Genomic DNA, 19,699 nt, shown 5'->3' with positions numbered 1-19,699 from the left:
TAATGCACGCAAAAAACTGGTTTAAGAACTATGTGAAAAACGTGTCGGAAAATTAAAATTAATTATATATGTATTTTAAATGATATCTATCTACACATATTTTTTCAATTTTTAGATAAATTAAACAGTAATTACTGCATAAGAGTCAATTTAGCACTTTATTTATCTATACACTTCCTATAAACACATTTAGTTCATAGTAAAAGTAATATATTTGATATTAAATGTCTTGCATAATGCGATAAAATTTCACAATTTTATCGCATTATATACAAAAAATGAAGAATTTAAATAAGTATGGTCCCAAAATTCGCAAGAAAAGAAAGAGAACTGCTATTAATACAGTAGAAGAATTTCAAGAAATTTTGAGCAGCGTTCACCAAATAGTTGATATAAGAGATGTATCGAGTTTTGCTGCAGGTCATATTGAGAAGTCAATAAACATACCTTATAAAAATTCTTTCCCAACTTGATGTGGATGGTTATTAGATTATAAAACAGAAACTTTAATAATTTTAGATGAGGAAAAGGTTAAAGTGGAGGCAGTTATTAGAGAATTTGAATCTATTGGGTTAGATAATATTATTGCTTTTGCACCCTAAAAAGTAATACAGAAACTTAATAGATTTGAAAGTTACAAAGAAAAAACATCGATTGAATTATATCCGCATATAAAAAGTGGAAGTGTTAAGGTTATCGATGTGCGTAGTACAACAGAGTGGGAGGAAGGAAACCTTCATGATGCAATATATCACTTTAGGCAATCTATTTGAACAATTAGATTATATCCCGAAAAATTGTCCAATAGTTTTGCAATGTCGAACCGGATTGCGTTCCCCTATAGCAGCTAGTATTTTACAAAGAGCTAGTATAAAGGAAGTAGTGAATTTAAAGGGAGGATTTCTTGTATGGAAAGAAGAAGGTCGCCATTCAAGGCGACCTTCTTTACTATGCGTTATACCCAAATAATTTTAAATCTTCTCCTGAATCTGAAATGATTTTCTCAAATCGTAATCCTACTTTTTCTAAAAGCTTTCCTGAGGCAATGTTATCTATAGAAGTAATTGCTACAATTCGTTTCATGCTGAGCTTTTGTACACCGTATTCGATTATCGCAGAAGCTGACTCGTAGCCATATCCTTTTGAACGGAATGTTTCTAAAAAGGCAAATCCGATATCAACGTCTTCTAATGAATCTCTTTTAATAAGGCCACACATACCAAGTGGAGTGAGATCTTCTTTTCGTTCTACTAAGTAAAGGCCAAATCCGAGTTTGTTATACATATCGATGGGACCGTTTACAATATAATTTTTTGCATCTTCTAAGTTTCTAACCCCTTTGTCACCGATAAACTGAATCCATTCAGGATCGTTTACTAACTCAAGAATAAAAGAAGCGTCTTTTATATCAAACCAACGAAGATTTAGACGTTCGGTTTCAAGAACTATCAATTATTACACCACCTTTAAAAAGTTATAACAATTAGTATGGATTGTGTAAAACAAATGTGCAACATATTTTAATGGGGGTGTTTGTTCACATAAAGTTCGTTTGTTTTGTATAGAGAGATATTTTATAATTAGGATTGATTGTAAAGAGTGAGATGCTTATACAATGACTCCTAGGTGACTAGGAGTTTTTACTATATAACTATCATTATTACTAAATATGACACACTACACATTCTACTCAAGGAGGTACATAATGAAGAAATTATATAATGCATCGTTTACGTATTTGATTATCGGTTTATTATCAGGGATTTTCGCCAGGGAGTATGGTAAGTATAAAGGGATTTTAGGATCTACTTTGTTAAATCTTTTGCATACACATACACTTGTACTTGGATTTTTCTTCTTTTTAATTGCTTTAGGATTAGCAAAAGTATTCGCGTTTCATGAAGTCCAAGGGTTTAATAAGTGGTTTGTTTTACATAACATTGCATTAACATTAATGTTAGGTTCGCTAGCAGCGAGAGGGCTTCTTCAGTTAAATGGAGCTGACTTTAAAGGGTTAACTTATATTGTAGGGTTTTCTCATTCGTTGATGGCAGTTACTTTAATTTGGTTTATGTTGTTAATAAAGAAATCGTTTAAAATGTAGTAAAAAAAGAACTTGTAGCGTGTGCTGCAGGTTCTTTTTTGTATGTTCAGATTTCAATAATCTAATTCTTCTAATTATTTTGTATAAAGATGGTATACTTGTTTTAAAATTAAAAAGGAGAGTTGATTATGGAAATAACAATTGAACATGTAGTAAATGAATTAAAAGGCATACTTCCTGAAGATCGAGTAGTAATAAATATGACAGTAAGAGAGTTACATAGTAAAGATGAATCTTACCATGTTAGTAGTTTACCTGATGTAGTTGTTTTTCCAAAAACGACCGAAGAAGTTAGCTCGATAATGAAAATAGCGAGTCAGCATGGGACAGCTGTCGTTCCATTTGGAGTAGGGTCCAGTTTAGAGGGACATGTAATTCCTTACGGAAAAGGAATTACAATGGACTTTTCTCTTATGAATAAAATACTTGAAATAAGAGAAAAGGATTTTCTTGTGAGAGTACAGCCAGGGGTGACGCGCTCTCAGCTTAATAAAGAATTGAAAAAGTATGGATTATTTTTTAGTGTAGACCCAGGAGCTGATGCAACGTTAGGAGGAATGGCTGCTACAAATGCGAGCGGAACGACAGCGGTAAAGTATGGTGTAATGCGTGATCAAGTGCGAGATTTAGAAGTCGTTCTTGCTGATGGAGAAGTAATACATACCGGGAATTTAGCGGCGAAGTCATCATCAGGTTATCATTTAAATGGTATTTTCGTAGGATCAGAAGGAACACTTGGATGTTTCACGGAGTTAACTTTAAAAGTATACGGTATACCAGAACATGTTATGGCTGCGAGGGCATCGTTTCCAACTATAAATGATGCAGTAGAAGCTGTAATTAACATATTACAAGCAGGTATTCCAATCGCGAGAATTGAACTCGTTGATGAATTATCTATGAAACAAGTAAATCATTACAATGAAACAAGTTACAGAGAAGAACCGACACTGTTTTTAGAGTTTCACGGCAATGAAGCAGGGTTAAAGCAAGATATTGAATTTACGAAAGAAATCGTTCTTGATCATAAATGTATAGAAATTGCATTTGAGACGGAAACAGCAGCGAGAAATAAACTGTGGGATGCAAGACATAACTTAGCGTACTCTTACGTGCATAGTTATCCTGGTAAAAAGCTAATGAGTACAGACGTATGTGTGCCAATTTCGGAATTAGCTGGCGCAATTCAACATGCGAAAGAGGTATTAGATAAAGTAGGCCTTATTGGTGGTATTCTTGGTCATGTTGGGGATGGGAATTTCCATGTACTCTTAATGATTGACGCAAATGATAAAGAGGAAGTGAAGAAGGCAGACGAAATAAACGAAAGTATCGTTTTGTATGCTCTTAAACGAGGAGGAACGTGTACAGGAGAACATGGCGTTGGAATCGGAAAACGAAAGTATCAAGAAGAAGAACATGGGGCGGCATTATTTGTAATGGAGAAAATAAAGAAAGCTCTTGATCCGCAAAATATTTTGAATCCCAATAAGGTGTTTCAATTAAAAGATAGGGGCTGAGTGGATGAAAGTACTAGAAGCGATAAGTAATATAGCTGGAAAGTATTTTGCATTTTGGGTTATTTGTATGGCAGCTATTGCATACTTCATTCCCGTGCCATTTCTAGGGTTAACTAGTTACATAACGATTTTACTTGGGATTGTAATGTTTGGGATGGGATTAACATTAAAGGCTGTTGATTTCAAAATCATAGCTACAAAACCATTACCAGTTATTATCGGTGTATGTGCTCAGTTTATTATTATGCCACTTGTCGCATACGTACTAGCCTACGTTATGAATCTGCCAGCTGAATTAGCAGCTGGATTAGTGTTACTCGGTTCAGCACTGCATCAAATGTTATGGTTTATTTAGCAAAAGGGAACTTAGCGCTGTCTATTGCAATGACTTCATTATCAACATTACTAGCACCAATTGCTACACCACTCATTTTACTATTACTTGCAGGGCAATGGATGCCAGTAAATGCTATGTCCATGTTTCTTTCTATCGTACAAGTCATTATTGTGCCTATTATTTTAGGACTAGTAGTGAAAAAGTTTTTCCCTCGTATCGTTAATAAAGAAATGACTGTTATTCCTTTAATATCGGTTGTAGCAATTATTATTATTGTTTCCGCAGTTGTTTCAGCAAATGTAAGTAGCATTAATTCTTCAGGACTTCTTATTTTTATTGCAGTGATGCTCCATAATGCTTTCGGTTTTTTGCTCGGATATATAACTGCGTTCGTACTTGGACTAGACGAAGGGACAAGAAGGGCTATTTCAATAGAAGTAGGAATGCAAAATTCTGGCTTAGGTGTTGCACTGACGACAGCGCATTTTGGACCTGCTGCTGCACTCCCAAGTGTATTAGCGGCAGTATGGCATAACATTGCAGGGCCAATATTAGCAACCATCTGGTCAAAAAATGCAAAGAACACTTTCAGCGATGAAAATGTATCAATAAATATAGAAAAATAGGAATGATAAATAATGCAAAAACGTATTGTACATTTTGAAGGAATGGTTGTATTTTTAGCCACAATTTATATGTATTCGATATATGAGTTTAGTTGGATTATATTTTTTGTATTCCTTTTAGCCCCGGATCTATCAATGTTAGCATATGGGATTAATAATCACGTTGGTGCGAAAATATATAATGTATGTCACACACACATATATCATATCCATATTAATTGTTCTAATAGGTGTCTATTTTAAGATAGATACCGTTATAATGATTGGCTTAATATGGACAGCACATATTGGAATGGATCGAATGTTTGGATATGGATTGAAATATGAGACGGGTTTTAAGGATACTCATATTCAGAGGTTATAAGAAAAAGTATTCATATTTACAGCGGATTTATTAAAATATTGAACGAAATTCAGTGAATGAATTTCGTTCAAGTGTTGAGAAATATATATATAGATAGATATAAATAATCGAATTATGTTATTTTTATGATAATTAAAAGAAGGAGAGTGGATTTGATGAATATACAAATCACTGGCAATGAATTAATTACTAAGATGCTGAATGATTGGTATCGAGATATTAGAGCTCAACGTATAAGTGAAGCAAAAAAATTAAAAGGGGAGATCGATAAAAAGCTTTATATTATCGAATCAGATGTAAAGGTTTCATTTCACTATTATCTGTTAGAATTTCGATATAAAGTGTTAATAGATGGTTTAGGTAATTTGAAAAAAGCTTTTGATAAAATAGATGCATTGCCTAAACCAAATGATAAATATTCTAATTATTATTATTATTTATTCAAAGCCATTCATTATACAATTCTTACTAATTATAGTGAAGCTAGCAACTATTTTGAAAAAGCTGAAGGGTTATTAGAGCATATTTCCGATGAAATTGAATATGCAGAGTTTAATTATAGAATTGCTATATTAAAATACCACTTGCATTACGCATATTCAGCTATTGAATACGCTTCAAAAGCAAGAGATATCTTTGTTAAACAAGCAGGGTATGAAGTGAACATAGCGCTGTGCGAAAATATATTAGGATTATCTTTTTCGGAATTAAAGCAGCATGATAAAGGTGAGGAATATATTGCGTCAGCAATAAACATTTTACAAAAAAATGATGCTGAAATGTTAGTATTAAGAATCAGACATAATTTAGGTTTATTGTATGCGAGTCAAAATCTTTCAGTTTTAGCAATTAGACACTTATCTGAGGTTTCTAAAAAAATGCCTACTCATTATAAGGCAATCTTTTTAGAGGCAAGAGAATATTATAAATTAGGTGAAATAGAAAAAGCGAAGGAATTAATTGAAAGTGGATTGAAGGTTTGTGAGGAATTAAAAAATGATGAATATAGATATCACTTTTTAATTCTAAAGGGATTTTGTCAGCATTTAGAGGTAGAAAAAATAGAAAAAATTATTCTCGAAGGTTTTTCTTACTTTGAAAGAAAAAATTTATCGGAGTATATTCACGAATATACTGAAAGTCTGGCATTAGAGTTTCATAAAGTAGGTAATATAGAAAAAGCAGAAAAGTATTTTTTTATGAGTTATGAAATAAAAAAGAGAATATTTGAAAAAGAAGCATTGAAATAAAGAAAAAACTTGGATTATCTATAATGGGAATAGCAGCTGGAGTTATGTGGTTTTATGGTAGAAGCTCTTTGTAATAAATTAGCTCAAAGTGGATATGGTGGAACGTTTATAATTATAAAACCTAATGAAAATCCATATGCTGTCTCTGAAGATACAACGATGCCTGCAAAACAAATTTTCTATTGAACGTGGGTAATTAAACAAGTCACAAATTATAATTTGTGACTTGTTTAAGGTTGGATACTAAATGTGTTGCTTTCAATATTGAAAGCAACTTTTAAGTTTGTGATTAATAGTTAACTTAATAAATTTTTGGGTTAAAATAAAAACAAATTTTTAATCAAGTCCCACAAAAAGTACGATAAGGACGATTCGTAGGCGCAGGTGGAATGCAGTATTCTTCTTGAGCTGTAGAATACGCATAAGGGTTTGATAAAGCTTCAAGAAGTTGCTCCATTACGCTATAGTCGTCATTTGTAACAGCTGCTTCTAGTGCTTCTTCTACACGGTGGTTCCTCGGGATGATTGATGGGTTATTATTTTTCATCATCTCGTAGGCGTTTTCTTTCGATTCTTCTTGATTTTCTAATCGAGATTGCCACAGTTTGTACCAGTCTTTAAATTCAGGACTATCGAATAGAGGGGTATTTTCTAACGTATCAAGAGTTAATGAACGGAATGTATTAGTGTAATCTGCTTTATATTTCTCCATCATTTTTAAAAGTTGCTCAATAAGTGATTGATCTTGTTCTTCGTTGCTAAATAGTCCTAATTTCTTTTTCATTCCAAGGAACCAATTGTTTTCATACTGTACGCTAAATTTCGAGATTTCGTCTTGGGCGATTTTTAGTGCTTCTTCTTCATCTTCGTGCAGAATTGGTATTAAAGATTCTGCTAATCGGGCGAGGTCCCATGCGGCCATATATGGTTGATTTCCATATGCATAACGGCCTTGTGTGTCAATAGAGCTAAATACGGTTCCTTGGTCGTAATTGTCCATAAATGCACAAGGACCGTAATCAATTGTTTCGCCACTGATCGTTATATTGTCAGTGTTCATTACGCCGTGAATAAATCCAACAAGTTGCCATTTTGCGATAAGACTTGCTTGTTTTTTAATGACTTCTTGTAGTAATGCAGTATATCGGTTTTCATGGGATTCACTTTCTGGGTAATGTCTTTTTATCGTATAGTCAGCTAGCGATTTAAGGTCCTCTATTGAACCACGAGCTGCAGCATATTGAAATGTACCAACCCGTATATGACTACTAGCTACTCTAGTTAAAATTGCTCCAGGTAACTTTGTTTCACGATATGTAGGTTCACCAGTTGTGACAACAGCCAAACTACGAGTAGTCGGAATATCAAGTGCATACATTGCCTCACTAATAATATATTCACGTAGCATCGGACCGAGTGCAGCACGGCCATCTCCTCGGCGTGAATAGGGAGTAGGGCCAGAACCTTTCAGTTGAATATCGAAACGCTCACCTGAAGGAGTAATTTGTTCGCCAATTAAAAGAGCACGACCGTCGCCTAACATATTAAAATGTCCGAATTGATGACCAGCATATGCTTGAGCTAATGGATGAGCTCCTTCTGGAAGTCCATTGCCAGCGAAAATGGCAATTTCAGCTTCCTTTTTCAGTTCTTCAGGGGTTAAGCCAAGAGATATCGCTAATGAATGGTTTAGTTTAACTAACTCCGGTGAACTTACGGGAGTAGGGGGGATTTCTGTATAAAATGATTGTGGTAAAGTCGTATAACTATTATCTAAATTCCAACCTGTTTCATTATTTTTAGTCATTGTATCTCCTCCTTTTTGTATTTTAAATTATGTATTTGTACGTATGTATTCTTTGTAAAGTTAACTAAAAGTATAATACAATATTTCCCCTTGCAATCTATTGTAAGGACTTCATTGTACTATGTCTATTTAACAGCAAATTTAAAACCTCCATTTTTAAAAATGGAGGTTTTATTATTATTTAATTTTTACAATTATTTTTCCTTTTGCTCTTCCAGCCTCGGAATATTCCATTGCTTTTTGCGCATCTTCAAAAGGAAAAACTCGATCGATTACAGGTTTGATTTGTCCAGCTTCAATATAGTTTGCAATAGTACGTAATTGATCCCCACTTGGCTTCATAAATAAAAATGAATATTGAGCATTATGCTTTTTTTCAAGTGCAGTAAGTTTTTTGCTGGCTAATGAAAATAAGAGAGTTTTAAAGAATCCTGAACCAAATTCTTTACCGAAGCGAGCATTCGGCATGCCTGAAACGGAAACAATGTTTCCTCCCCTTTTTATAATATTGAATGATTTTTCAAGTGTTGCACCGCCGATTGTATCAAATACGGCATCATAATTTTTTAGTATATCTTCAAATTTCTCTGTTTTGTAATTAATAATTTCATCTGCGCCAAGAGACGTTACTAAATTCGCACCAGCTTCACTAGCAGTCGTTGTAACAATGGCACCCATTATTTTTGCTAGCTGAATAGCGAAAGTACCAACACCACCGGATCCGGCGTGAATTAAAATCTTTTGTCCTTTTTGTAATTGCATGATGTCATGTAATGCTTGATATGATGTTAAGCCAACGAGTGGAATCGAAGCAGCTTCCTCAAAACTTAAATTTTTCGGTTTTAAAGCTATATCATCTTCATGAATGGCTATATACTCCGCGAAAGTACCAATCTTATTTTTTCTTGGACGAGCATATATTTCATCACCAACTTTAAAACGAGTTACTTTTGATCCAATCTTCGTGATGACACCGGCAAAGTCGTTACCAAGGATTAGGGGCATTTCATATTTCAGTAACATTTTTACTTTTCCGTCGCGTATTTTAAAATCAATTGGATTAATGCTAGCTGCATGAATTTCTGCGAGCACTTCATACTCATTTATTTCAGGAGTAGGTACCTCTGCCATACGCATTGGGACTTTTCCATATCTATCAATTATCATTGCTTTCATTTCTTATACCTCCAAGTTTTAATAAAAGTTTTGCAATAGCTTCTCAATATCTAATACAAGATTTTTTAATAAACCTAATTTTGTACGTATATCAATATAATAAAAATTCTTTGTACCTTCTTTTCTCATTAAAATAATGCCAGCTTCTCGTAAAATCTTAAGGTGATGTGATACGGCTGGACGGGAAAGGTGTGTTTGCTTCGTGATTTCTCCTACACGTAATCCTGTTTGACATTCCGTTTCCATTAGCACTAATAAAATAGCTTGACGCGTTTCATCACCAATTGCCAATAATACTTTTTGAGAATCAATAAAATCTTTTTTTATAATATTTAATTGTTCTTGTTTATTCATTTCAATCACTTTGCCTCCAGGTAATTAGTCGAAAGGTTTAAGATGATGAACCATTACTTCGATACGGTAATGCTACATGATTGTTGTATGAGGTGCAATATTGAGAAAGAAAATCGAGACGAATGAATTTTTTATTGTTAAAAATTATAGGGAGATAGAAAAGGGATTGGAAGGGTTACATAACACAATGGATGAATTTTTAAAAACAAAAAATGATGTAACAATAAAATAAGCTGTCGTAACCTTGTATAATCCATAAGGTTACAATCGCTTATAATGTTTGTATTATTTTTGATTTTTACGATAGAACATGGTTCAACGTAAAGTACGTTCTTTTGTTTTACACTTTCATACAGACACAATTCAGGTGGATTATAGATGTATGAAAAAGTAAAAGGAATTTTGGGGCGTAATCTATCTATATGATAATTCAAAATAAAATATAAGTCTATATTTTATTGTTTTTTTTGATTATATTTATGTCACTGAGCTCAGAAGAATGATGTGGAGGGTAAATATATGAAATCGAATTATGTACCAGTTTTAATTGTTGGAGGGGGATTATCTGGGTTAGCGTCTGCGTTATTTCTTGCAAAACATAACATTGAGTACTTACTTATTGAAAGGCATCCGTCTACTGCCATTCATCCGAAAGCAGGCGGTCTTACTTTACGTACAATGGAGTTGTTTCGAGAATTAGGCTTGGAAAAAAGAATTAAATTGGCAGGTAAAGCATTAGAGAACTGCCGAGGAAGAATAGCGGTTCATACAATAGCTGAGGCGAATAAAGAAGCATTGGAACAAATGAGAGCGACACAATACGGAAACGATGAAGAGTTACTTCAAAAAATAGAAAAGATTAGTCCATCAAAACAAACTGCGTGTTATCAAATTATTTTAGAAGAGGTGATGTTACAAGAAGCGAAAATGCTAGGCGGGCAACTATCTTTTTATCATGAATTAGTTTCATTTGAACAAAATGAAAACGGGGTAAAAGCAAAGATTCGAAATCGTGAAACAGAAAAAGAAAGTGTCATACATTGTGACTATGTAATTGCAGCAGATGGAGCGAAAAGTAAAATACGTGAGCAGTTAGGGATTAAAACTGAGGGGCGTGGAACCATTGGTGGCTATTATATGAATATTTATTTTGAAGCAGACTTAAGTGAGTTTATACAAGGAGACGCATTCGGTTTTTCTATGGTAGTTCATCCAGAGGTTCTTGGTGCACTGATCCCAGTAGATAACGTGAAAAAATGGATTTACCATGTAGCCTACGATCCATTAAAAGGAGAGGAACCAGAGGATTTCACGATGGAACGTTGTAAACAAATTATTGAAATAGCAATTGGAAGTACAAATGTTGAGTCAGAAATATTAAGTGTTTTACCGTGGGAAGCGGCCGAAAGTACAGCAATGAAATTTCAAGGAAATCGAGTCTTTCTAGTTGGAGATTCAGCACATATTATGCCGCCAACAGGCGGATTTGGTTCAAATACAGGAATACAAGATGCGCATAACTTAGCTTGGAAATTAGCGGCTGTTATAAAAGGGAAGGCAAAACCAAAATTGTTAGAAACATATCATGAAGAGAGACACTCTGTTGCAAAATTAACGACAGCTTATGCAAGTAGTTTACTGTTTCGTGCTGCGAAGAGAGAGGAAGGCAGTTTGAATAATATGGATAGTTTAGCTGTTACAGTTGGATATCAGTATTGTTCAGAGGCGATTATAGATAATTCAGTCACTCCACATAGAATGGATAGCATAGAGTTGAACGGAAGACCTGGAACGCGAGCGCCACATTTATGGGGAACGTATGAAGGAAAGGAAGTTTCTATATTAGACTTATTCGGTAACAGTTTTGTATTACTTACAAGAGTAGAAAATAGTTCTTGGGCTGAGGCAGCACATACTGTTTCAGCTAAATTAGGAATAAATATAAAAGGGTATCGTGTTGGCTTAAGTGAAGACTTTGTTGCTCCAGAAGATATTTTTAGCAAATTATATGGTATAGAGAATGGAGGTGCTGTATTAATTAGACCAGATGGCTTTATCGGATGGCGTTCGGAAAAAACAGTAGTAAATCCAAATATAGTATTGGAAGAGGTAATGAGAAATTTATTATGTGATTTTTAAGTAACTACAGAAATATTGTTTTATGTGCTTCACTGTACTGAAAAAAATATTCACAAATTTCAATAGGTTTGATATGATTAAATTCGACAAGTTAATAGAGGCCGGAGATATTTGAGAAAAGCCATAAATTTATTTAGGGATACAGGAGTGTAGCCTAAATAATTTATGGCTTTTTTTATTGAATGAACCGTACAAAATAGGGAGTTACATGTGAAAAGGAGGGCTATAGGAATTAAATAGGATAATACTAGTTTTCTATATTAATAATATAGAGAAAGTATATTTGTAAGATTGGAATTTTAATATAGGTTTATAAAAATATTGAAAGTGTGTCTTCTATTTCGTGTAAATCTCATTAGCTTGTTGAAATTTGCAACGTAGGAAGGGTTAGAAGGATGAGAAAGATTATTAGCGTTTTAGTTATTTTCTTTATGACGGGGAGCATCTTTGCTGGGGGAGCTGTTCATGCGAAAGCAGAAGGAAAGCATGAATGGAATACGAATAAGTTTTTAAATATTGCACATCGCGGAGCAAGTGGACATGCACCTGAACATACTTTTGCTTCTTATGATCTAGTGAAAAAAATGAAAGCGGATTATTTAGAGTTAGATATCCAATTAACAAAGGATGGCCAATTAATTGCAATGCATGATACAGCAGTTGATCGCACTACAAATGGAACAGGCGAAGTACGTGATAAAACGTTAAGCGAAATAAAGAGTTTAGATGCAGGATCATGGTTTAATAAAGCGTATCCAGAAAAGGCTAAGCAAGAGTATGTTGGGCAAAAAGTTCCAACTCTTGAAGAAATTTTTCAAAAGTATGGAAGAAGTATGAAGTATTATATTGAAACAAAATCACCAGATGTGTACCCAGGAATGGAAGAGAAATTGTTGGCGTTGTTACAAAAATATAATTTAGTAGGTCAAAACATGTCTTCTAGCCGTGTTATGATTCAATCATTTAGTAAAGATAGTTTGAAAAAGATTCATAGTATGAATGAAAATATTCCGTTAGTTCAATTGCTTTGGTATTATCCAAATGAAAACAATGAAATTGTCGAATGGTCTGGCATTACACATGAACCGAAAAGTGTAACGAATGATGATTTTCAAGAAATTAAAAAGTATGCAGCTGGTATTGGACCAAACTTACGTAATGATAACGGAGAACTAATTATTGATGAGTCATATATGAAAATGGCTAGGAAAAATGGACTGTTAATTCACCCTTATACAATTAACGAGAAACCTGATATGAGACTGTTAATCAAATGGGGTGCTACAGGAATGTTTACAAATTATCCGGATCGATTACATAGTGTATTGAAGGAAAAATAAGTGGAAAAGGGTATACCAGTGTTTTAGGTATACCCTTTTTAATTTAACTCCCCGATAAACAGAATCTCTTTTTCATAGCACTCATCTTCATCATAAATAATTTCTTGAAAGCGAAGTGTTTGGAAGGAATGATAAACCGAAATTTTCCATGTCTCCCAAAAATCAATTTCATTTGAAAGAAGAATCCATTTTTGAAATTCACTATTTCTATTAAAGAAATTATGAAAGTAGTTCTCATTTTTAAATATAATGATTTGCGAATCACACAAATTATTTATAGAAATCAAAACAACAACTCGATATGTATGTGTATCGCTCGGTTTCATATTTATTAAATGATTTGCTTGATTTAATAAGGTTTGAATACATAATCGCTTTACTTTTCTAGGTGTTTTACGAGAGTCAATAAAAGCTTGCGAAACTGGCAATAGCATATTCCAATATTCATCGTTATAGAAAGTAGAAGGGAACGTTTTTGTATGTTCCTCAATTCGCTTTATCATAGTGTTTGTTTTTCGTTTCATACCACGTATTTTCTTTTCACGCATTGAGAGTCATCTCCATAAATTTTTGTAATGCAGCAGAGTGATATATATCTTTTCTAGTAATAAAAGTAGTAGGAACTTTTTTGAAGCTATTTGGCAAAGGGTTGAATGATATGTCATGTTGATGACCATTTAAAATAGACTTCATCATAATTGCTACGCCCATACCTGATTTTACACATGCGAGTATCGCTTCAATTGTTCCAAACTCTAATACTCGTTTAGGGGAAATTCCTTCTTCTTGAAGCCAATCTTCTAATAAATTTCTATAATAGCACCCGTGACTAAATGCAAGTAAATTCATGTCTCCTATGTCTTTAAAGGAAGATAAAGGATTTTTGCTAATGAGAACTAATTCTTCTTCATGAAATATATTTGTATGAAGTTCAGCATGCTGAGTGGTTTCAGCGATAAACGCCCCGTCTAGTTTTCGTTCTAATACAAGTCTAATCAATTGTTCCGTCGTATTTGATTCTAAAATCAATTCGACTTTTGGGTATTCCTCATAATAGGCCGTTAATATAGATGGAAGTCTTACAGCGGTTGTAGATTCTGTACATCCAATTTTTAAAGTGCCCCTTGGTTCGATCCCATTACTTTGAACTGCTTTAATAGATTGATCCATTAAGTGGATAATTTGTTTAGCGTATGTTAATAAAATCTCACCGTTAGAAGTTAAAGTTACACCTTTTCCGTTTCGGTAAAATAAAGGTACACCTAGTTCGTTTTCTAGTTGTTTCATACGCATTGTTACGCCAGACTGTACATAGTTTAAATTTTTAGCTGCGTGAGATATGTTTTTTTCTTTCGCAACTTCGTAAAATACAGTTAAATCTTTTATATCCAAGTATCATCCCTCCATAAAAGGTATCATTTTTTTTGATGGATTACATGATAAATCTTTATTTTATATGATATCAGAACTTTCATACAATGGAAGGGGATGGAGGGATTATTGTGTTAATGGAAGAAAGGATAAATGGTACTTATAAGTGGGTTATGTTAATTTTTGCGACAGTTGCTCAAACAACAGCGACACTTATAACGTATGGTGTTGGAGCGTTTGCTTTATTTTGGAAAGAAGAATATGCACTTACGAATACGGAGATTGGATTGTTAGTAAGTGTTGTAAATATAGGACCGCTATTTTGTATGCTTTTTGTTGGGCGGCTACTTGATCAATACAATGAAAAGTTGTTAATTTCGATAAGTTCATTTTTACTAGGGGGTTCGTTTTTACTGACTAATATGGTCAATGGATTTAATGGGTTACTCTTTGTACTTTTATTAGTAGGAACGTTTTATAGTGTTTCGCAGCCAGGAGGAAGTAAGGTGATAATGAAGTGGTTCTCAAAAGAAAATCGCGGGTTAGCGATGGGGATTAGACAAGCCGGTATACCGATTGGTGGTACATTAGCGGGAGTATTGATCCCGTTTCTTACAATAAAATATAATATGGCCTATGCGGTAAATAGCATTGCATGCATTTGTATAATTGGAGGGTTTTTATTTTTTATATTTTATAAGGAACCATATATTCAAGAGAAAGTTAAACAAGAACGTAGTAAACTTTCTTTTTGGATGCAGTTAAAAGAAGTGATGTGTAAAAAAGAGTTGTATGCAATTTATATAACTGGCATTTGTATGATTTCATTGCAAATGGTGTTAGTTGCACACTTTATAAAATTTTTAGTATTGGAACAATCAATCACGCCAATTTTAGCTGGAAAAGTATTTTCCGTTATGTTCTTTTCTGGAATGGTTGGTAGGGTTATATTAGCAGCTACTAGTGATTTATTTTATAAGGGGAATAGGCGTACCCCCTTATTTATAACTGTTTGTATTTCTATTTTCTTCATTCTAATATTAGTAATGAGCATACATACAATAACGAATGTATTGTATGGCGTAAGTGCATTGTTAGGGTTCTTTTCAATTGGATGGTTTAGTCTTTTTATAACTGAAGTTGCGGAATCAGCAAGTGAAGAATCGGTAGGGATGACAGTGAGTTTTGCACTTACATTAAATCAAATTGCTATTATTGTTGCGCCTGCTTTATTTGGTTATATTGTAGATAAGAAGGGATATACGTACGCGTGGTTATGCATAGTTGTATTACTAACTATTTCAGCGGTTAGCTTATATAGGAAGTATAGAAAATGAAGGAATGTTAGCAATGTGAATTTTTTATGAAGAAAGTCTAAAGAAATGTTGAATGAGCGACATTTCTTTTTTTATTTGTTGTATAATCAAAATATAAATGAGATTCGTTTTCAATTTTGTTCATTACCTCTTTTGAAATTACCTGTAATTTTAGCCATAATTAGCTGTTTTTCTTTATCGTTATTTGCATGATTTATTTTATTTAAAAATTTTTCAGCATCATTTCCTTTTAATACCATTATCTGTTTTCCGTAATATTTAATTAATACCATGTTGTTTTTTATTATCCGATAATGAAACATTTTATCATCTAAACGATTGCGTTTATCGGTATTTTTCATATTACATCTCCATTCTTTTTAGTATGTAACAAATGTTACAAAAGAATTTGAAATTATAGTTTAATGCATCCGATTGTATGTTGGAAATTTTGCAAGAAAGAAATACAATAGAGAGTAGTAAAAATTGAAAATGAGAAAAAGGAATCTAGTTTTAACAGAGTGAATATTAAATAATATTATAATATACTTGATAATTAAAAGATATAAAATAGAATGGATGTACGTTAAGTGAAACTAGATAAAAGAGGGTTCCTAGTATGTTAAAGAAATGGTTAATCGTTTTCTTTATTTTTGCTGTTTTTTGTGGAAGTGTTGTTACACTAATACATGCAAATAAAGGAAAAAAATATGATACAAAGGCATTTTCTAATGTAAATAGTAAGCAAAAAGATGTTAAGCAGGAAATTGATGCGAATGAGAAAAAGCGTTATGAAATTGCAGCTGGAAAACTAGATCAGTACTTAAAAGATAAAGGATTTAATGGGAGTGTTCTTGTAGCAAGTAAAGATCATGTCATTTTACGAAAAGGCTACGGTTATGCGAATGTGAAAAATCAAGTATTAACAACGCCAAGAACGAAATATCGCATTGGGTCTATTACGAAAACAGTAGTTGCAATATCTATTATGCAACTAAAAGAAAAAGGGAAGTTGAACATTGAAGACAATGTAAATAAATATATCCCATCGTTTCCGGCAGATAAAAACATTACGTTACGAAACTTGTTAACACATACGTCTGGATTACCAGAACAGGGACAAGGTAGTGTTGACGCAGCATCACGGTTAAAATTAGTAACATGGATTGGGGCACAAACGTTACAATTTCCAGCAGGGACAGGATGGAAATATACAGATTATAATTATATGGTGCTTGCATATATTGTAGAAAAAATATCGAATAAACCACTTGCTGAATATGTGAAAGAAAATATTTTGACTCCTGTTGAAATGAATGAATCTGGAATGGGCGCAACACTCCCAGAAGATATTTTCTTAGCAGAAGGGTATACGAAAAAAGATAATAAGTTAATAGCCACGCCTCGCTTAAAAATGAACTGGCTGTATGGTTGTGGTGAAATGTATACGACTGTTGAAGATATGAAAAAGTTAGATGAAGCTATTATGGATGGTAAACTACTTTCCAAACAAAGTGTATCAGATATGTTTTCTGCATCACCTGCAAGAAAATATGGATTTAGTTTCTATATTTACCCAGATTATTATCATAACCACGGTGTATTAGCTGGCTGGAACACTTTTAATAATTTTAACTGGGATAAACGAACGTTTGTCATATTATTTTCTAACGTCCAAAATGGTATGAATGATGCATTTAATCAAGAATTTAGGAAAATGGCGAATGATTTAATAGAAGGAAAGTAATTATAAAAAAATCGGTATTGATATGTAATTATCAATACCGATTTTTTTATTTTGTAAAGTTTTACTTACTGAATAAAGTGAAACTTTAATCAGCAGGGCCCCACCTAACTTCTTTGCTTTCGCTGAATTTTGAGGTGGGGGTCTTACTGCCCACAAATGGCGGGATAAATAGGTAAAAAAGGTGATTGGCATTTGAATAAATCTAAATAGGTAGTTAAATGATAAGTAATGCAAAGAACAATTGGTAATTTTTACATTGATAAAAAAGCTTGAGCTTCACACTATGTGAAGCTTTACAGTATTGGAGACAAGAACAGGAGGTTGGAAAAATGAAAAAAGCAATAAAGTTTTGTTTAATAGCTACATTATCTACAACGATTATTAGTGGATGCTCTTTTGAGGGTAACAATGAAAATGTTAAAGGGAAAGAAGGAGAAAAAGTAGAGGTACAGAAAAATGCTGGGAAATATACGATGCCAGATGAAAAAGATAAACATGAAGGTACATGGCTGCAATGGCCACATGAATACACATATGGTGAAGAGTATAAGCAGGAGGTTGAACCTATTTGGGTTAAGATGGCAAGTGCTTTAACTGAGGGTGAGAAAGTTCACATTGTTGCATATGACCAGGAAGAAAAGGAGAGAATCAATAAGCTTTTAACAGATGAAGGGTTAAATATGGAGAAGATTGATTTCTTTATCGCGCCTACTGATGATGTATGGGCAAGGGATAGTGGACCAATTTTTGTTTATGACAGCAACAAAAATCTCAAAATATTAGATCCAGCATTTAATGGTTGGGGGAAGAAGACACCTTATAAAAATGATGCTCAAATACGTAAGAATGTTAGTAAACAATCAGGAATTGAAAGAATTGATTGGGGCAAATTTGTCCTTGAAGGCGGCGCAATTGAATTAGACAGCAATGGGACTGCTTTATTAACTCGAAGTGCGGTAACGAATAAAAATAGAAATCCTGATTTATCAGAAAAGGAAATTGAAAAATATATAAGTGACCTTGGGGTATCAAACTTTATTTGGTTAGACGGAGTACCTAATTTAGATATTACGGACTTTCATATTGATGGATTTGCTAAATTCCATAATAAATCTACCATTGTAACGATGAAAGAAGATGACCTAGCTGAATGGGGTTTATCTAATAAAGATATGGATACATTGTTAGATGCCAAAAATGCTTCAGGACAGAAATATAAGTATGAATACTTGCCGCTTAGTAAAGAAAAGGTTGCTTTAGAGAATGGAAAAACTCTCGATTATAAGGGATCGTATATCAATTATTATATTGGGAATACAGTTGTATTAGTGCCTAATTATAATGATCCAAATGATAAAATCGCAAACGATACGATTCAGAAGTTATACCCAGATCGTAAAGTAGTCGGTATTGATGTGAGAGAGTTGTATAAAAACGGCGGTATGATTCATTGTGTGACACAACAACAACCAATTGCATTGAAGTAATTGATTGTAATTTCGTTGTGCTGCTTATATAGACAAAATAGGTGAAATCTTATCTTTACCTATTTTGTCGTTCCTTATTATTTGTAAAAATGAAATTTAAATATAATGATAATTGAATTGTAGTGTATGTTCGCTTTTCGTTTTATATGGTAAAGGAGAAAAATGTTTGTGTTAAAGAATTTTAAAATAGTGTTTTCGTATTTCCCTATCGTTTTACAGTACATTTTAAATGTAGCTTTAATTTGCTTAGGGGTTGTTCTAAGTGTGTTTCTTATGAAAGAAGTCATTCAGTTTATACAAGAACTGAAATTGGATGGTAATGAATCTAGTTATCATTTAATTGATAGTATTGTCGTATTCTTTTTGTACTTTGAATTCATCGTAATGATTATAAAGTATTTTCAAATGAATTTTCATTTTCCATTACGATATTTTATATATATAGGTATAACAGCTATTGTTCGTCTTATTATTATAGATCACGATAGTCCGTTAGATTTATTGTTATATGCCTGTGCAATCTTTGTATTAATTAGTGCGTTGTTCATTGCGAATTCTAAAATGATGCGTCGTGATTTAGAATAGTGGACATTTGTTGTTGAATTAAATAAGATATTTTATCTTTTTGAAAAAAGGAGTAACGGTATTGAAAGAAATAATCTTAACCAGCCTCATAATGATAGGGTTTATGATTCTATTATTTAATTGTATACTTTCATAATTTAAAAGAATAAAAGGTTAATAGAGAAAGAGGTTTTTGT

General features: G+C 33.1%; 17 protein-coding genes and 3 pseudogenes. 13 read left to right on the top strand and 7 right to left on the bottom strand.

Annotation, left to right across the window (positions count from 1 at the left end):
- Nucleotides 1–266: 266 nt before the first annotated feature.
- Nucleotides 267–969: pseudogene (locus QCI81_RS04465) on the top strand (rhodanese-like domain-containing protein); the annotation flags it as partial.
- Here the strand turns inward: QCI81_RS04465 and QCI81_RS04460 are convergent.
- Nucleotides 949–1,452, bottom strand: a complete 504-nt coding sequence (locus QCI81_RS04460; RefSeq protein ID WP_071731262.1) for a GNAT family N-acetyltransferase — start codon at nt 1,450–1,452, stop codon at nt 949–951. The pseudogene QCI81_RS04465 and the gene QCI81_RS04460 sit on opposite strands and share 21 nt — an antisense overlap.
- 253 nt (nt 1,453–1,705) lie before the next feature.
- On the opposite strand from QCI81_RS04460, the gene QCI81_RS04455 reads away from it, so the two are divergent.
- From QCI81_RS04455 to QCI81_RS04430, 6 genes and pseudogenes are all read left to right on the top strand, one after another.
- On the top strand, nt 1,706–2,104 hold the full coding sequence (locus QCI81_RS04455) for a DUF2871 family protein (protein ID WP_000737896.1): 399 nt from the start codon (nt 1,706–1,708) through the stop codon (nt 2,102–2,104).
- A gap of 128 nt (nt 2,105–2,232) precedes the next feature.
- Nucleotides 2,233–3,624 (top strand): FAD-binding oxidoreductase, encoded by a 1,392-nt coding sequence (locus QCI81_RS04450; protein ID WP_071731261.1) that lies wholly within the window; start codon nt 2,233–2,235, stop codon nt 3,622–3,624.
- A gap of 4 nt (nt 3,625–3,628) precedes the next feature.
- A pseudogene (locus QCI81_RS04445) lies at nt 3,629–4,587 on the top strand (bile acid:sodium symporter family protein).
- A gap of 12 nt (nt 4,588–4,599) precedes the next feature.
- Nucleotides 4,600–4,951: pseudogene (locus tag QCI81_RS04440) on the top strand (DUF4260 domain-containing protein).
- 155 nt (nt 4,952–5,106) lie between these two features.
- On the top strand, nt 5,107–6,201 hold the full coding sequence (locus tag QCI81_RS04435; RefSeq protein ID WP_071731260.1) for a response regulator aspartate phosphatase: 1,095 nt from the start codon (nt 5,107–5,109) through the stop codon (nt 6,199–6,201).
- 54 nt (nt 6,202–6,255) lie between these two features.
- Complete coding sequence (locus QCI81_RS04430) at nt 6,256–6,387, top strand: hypothetical protein (protein WP_081366357.1); 132 nt, start codon at nt 6,256–6,258, stop codon at nt 6,385–6,387.
- 154 nt (nt 6,388–6,541) lie between these two features.
- Here the strand turns inward: QCI81_RS04430 and QCI81_RS04425 are convergent, their stop codons facing one another.
- The 3 genes from QCI81_RS04425 to QCI81_RS04415 all read right to left on the bottom strand — a co-directional run bounded on the left by QCI81_RS04425 (nt 6,542) and on the right by QCI81_RS04415 (nt 9,547).
- The gene (locus tag QCI81_RS04425) at nt 6,542–8,008 is read right to left on the bottom strand and encodes a protein adenylyltransferase SelO (RefSeq protein WP_353810623.1); all 1,467 of its coding nucleotides are present in this window, start codon (nt 8,006–8,008) and stop codon (nt 6,542–6,544) included.
- Nucleotides 8,009–8,185: 177 nt separating this feature from the next.
- The gene (locus QCI81_RS04420) at nt 8,186–9,184 is read right to left on the bottom strand and encodes an NADP-dependent oxidoreductase (RefSeq protein ID WP_071731258.1); all 999 of its coding nucleotides are present in this window, start codon (nt 9,182–9,184) and stop codon (nt 8,186–8,188) included.
- Between the two features lie 18 nt (nt 9,185–9,202).
- A complete protein-coding gene (locus QCI81_RS04415) occupies nt 9,203–9,547 on the bottom strand; it encodes an ArsR/SmtB family transcription factor (protein WP_000571870.1) in 345 nt (114 codons plus the stop codon).
- A gap of 510 nt (nt 9,548–10,057) precedes the next feature.
- Between QCI81_RS04415 and QCI81_RS04410 the strand changes: the two genes are divergently transcribed.
- Both QCI81_RS04410 and QCI81_RS04405 read left to right on the top strand, forming a co-directional pair.
- Nucleotides 10,058–11,677, top strand: a complete 1,620-nt coding sequence (locus QCI81_RS04410; RefSeq protein WP_071731257.1) for an FAD-dependent oxidoreductase — start codon at nt 10,058–10,060, stop codon at nt 11,675–11,677.
- Between the two features lie 395 nt (nt 11,678–12,072).
- Nucleotides 12,073–13,017, top strand: a complete 945-nt coding sequence (locus QCI81_RS04405; protein WP_001226340.1) for a glycerophosphodiester phosphodiesterase — start codon at nt 12,073–12,075, stop codon at nt 13,015–13,017.
- 38 nt (nt 13,018–13,055) lie between these two features.
- On the opposite strand, the gene QCI81_RS04400 is transcribed toward QCI81_RS04405, so the two are convergent.
- Nucleotides 13,056–13,565, bottom strand: coding sequence for a DUF3916 domain-containing protein (locus tag QCI81_RS04400; protein ID WP_053563883.1), 510 nt, complete (start codon nt 13,563–13,565; stop codon nt 13,056–13,058).
- Nucleotides 13,558–14,409: a LysR family transcriptional regulator gene (locus tag QCI81_RS04395; protein WP_071731256.1), complete on the bottom strand. Its 852-nt coding sequence runs from the start codon at nt 14,407–14,409 to the stop codon at nt 13,558–13,560. The genes QCI81_RS04400 and QCI81_RS04395 overlap by 8 nt, the downstream gene beginning before the upstream one ends.
- A gap of 86 nt (nt 14,410–14,495) precedes the next feature.
- On the opposite strand from QCI81_RS04395, the gene QCI81_RS04390 reads away from it, so the two are divergent.
- Nucleotides 14,496–15,725: an MFS transporter gene (locus QCI81_RS04390; RefSeq protein WP_071731255.1), complete on the top strand. Its 1,230-nt coding sequence runs from the start codon at nt 14,496–14,498 to the stop codon at nt 15,723–15,725.
- A gap of 110 nt (nt 15,726–15,835) precedes the next feature.
- Here QCI81_RS04390 and QCI81_RS04385 read toward each other — a convergent pair whose 3' ends face one another.
- Nucleotides 15,836–16,066, bottom strand: a complete 231-nt coding sequence (locus QCI81_RS04385) for a hypothetical protein (protein WP_353810622.1) — start codon at nt 16,064–16,066, stop codon at nt 15,836–15,838.
- 257 nt (nt 16,067–16,323) lie between these two features.
- Between QCI81_RS04385 and QCI81_RS04380 the strand changes: the two genes are divergently transcribed.
- The 3 genes from QCI81_RS04380 to psiE all read left to right on the top strand — a co-directional run bounded on the left by QCI81_RS04380 (nt 16,324) and on the right by psiE (nt 19,523).
- On the top strand, nt 16,324–17,451 hold the full coding sequence (locus QCI81_RS04380; RefSeq protein WP_071731253.1) for a serine hydrolase domain-containing protein: 1,128 nt from the start codon (nt 16,324–16,326) through the stop codon (nt 17,449–17,451).
- Nucleotides 17,452–17,780: 329 nt separating this feature from the next.
- Nucleotides 17,781–18,938: an agmatine deiminase family protein gene (locus tag QCI81_RS04375; RefSeq protein ID WP_016080772.1), complete on the top strand. Its 1,158-nt coding sequence runs from the start codon at nt 17,781–17,783 to the stop codon at nt 18,936–18,938.
- Nucleotides 18,939–19,106: 168 nt separating this feature from the next.
- A complete protein-coding gene (psiE, locus tag QCI81_RS04370; protein WP_000916570.1) occupies nt 19,107–19,523 on the top strand; it encodes a phosphate-starvation-inducible protein PsiE in 417 nt (138 codons plus the stop codon).
- Nucleotides 19,524–19,699 lie beyond the last annotated feature (176 nt).

This window comes from Bacillus cereus group sp. MG20, from assembly GCF_040459885.1.
Classification (GTDB): Bacteria; Bacillota; Bacilli; order Bacillales; family Bacillaceae_G; genus Bacillus_A; species Bacillus_A cereus.
Note: the sequence above shows the minus strand (reverse complement) of the source record. Positions and strands in the feature narration are given on the sequence as shown.

Bases quoted from the DNA above. Each gene is read 5' to 3' on its own strand.
- QCI81_RS04455 (WP_000737896.1), top strand. From the start codon at position 1,706: ATGAAGAAATTATATAATGCATCGTTTACGTATTTGATTATCGGTTTA.
- QCI81_RS04450 (WP_071731261.1), top strand. From the start codon at position 2,233: ATGGAAATAACAATTGAACATGTAGTAAATGAATTAAAAGGCATACTT.
- QCI81_RS04435 (WP_071731260.1), top strand. From the start codon at position 5,107: ATGAATATACAAATCACTGGCAATGAATTAATTACTAAGATGCTGAAT.
- QCI81_RS04430 (WP_081366357.1), top strand. From the start codon at position 6,256: ATGGTAGAAGCTCTTTGTAATAAATTAGCTCAAAGTGGATATGGTGGA.
- QCI81_RS04425 (WP_353810623.1), bottom strand. From the start codon at position 8,008: ATGACTAAAAATAATGAAACAGGTTGGAATTTAGATAATAGTTATACG.
- QCI81_RS04420 (WP_071731258.1), bottom strand. From the start codon at position 9,184: ATGAAAGCAATGATAATTGATAGATATGGAAAAGTCCCAATGCGTATG.
- QCI81_RS04410 (WP_071731257.1), top strand. From the start codon at position 10,058: ATGAAATCGAATTATGTACCAGTTTTAATTGTTGGAGGGGGATTATCT.
- QCI81_RS04405 (WP_001226340.1), top strand. From the start codon at position 12,073: ATGAGAAAGATTATTAGCGTTTTAGTTATTTTCTTTATGACGGGGAGC.
- QCI81_RS04400 (WP_053563883.1), bottom strand. From the start codon at position 13,565: ATGCGTGAAAAGAAAATACGTGGTATGAAACGAAAAACAAACACTATG.
- QCI81_RS04390 (WP_071731255.1), top strand. From the start codon at position 14,496: ATGGAAGGGGATGGAGGGATTATTGTGTTAATGGAAGAAAGGATAAAT.
- QCI81_RS04385 (WP_353810622.1), bottom strand. From the start codon at position 16,066: ATGAAAAATACCGATAAACGCAATCGTTTAGATGATAAAATGTTTCAT.
- QCI81_RS04380 (WP_071731253.1), top strand. From the start codon at position 16,324: ATGTTAAAGAAATGGTTAATCGTTTTCTTTATTTTTGCTGTTTTTTGT.
- QCI81_RS04375 (WP_016080772.1), top strand. From the start codon at position 17,781: ATGAAAAAAGCAATAAAGTTTTGTTTAATAGCTACATTATCTACAACG.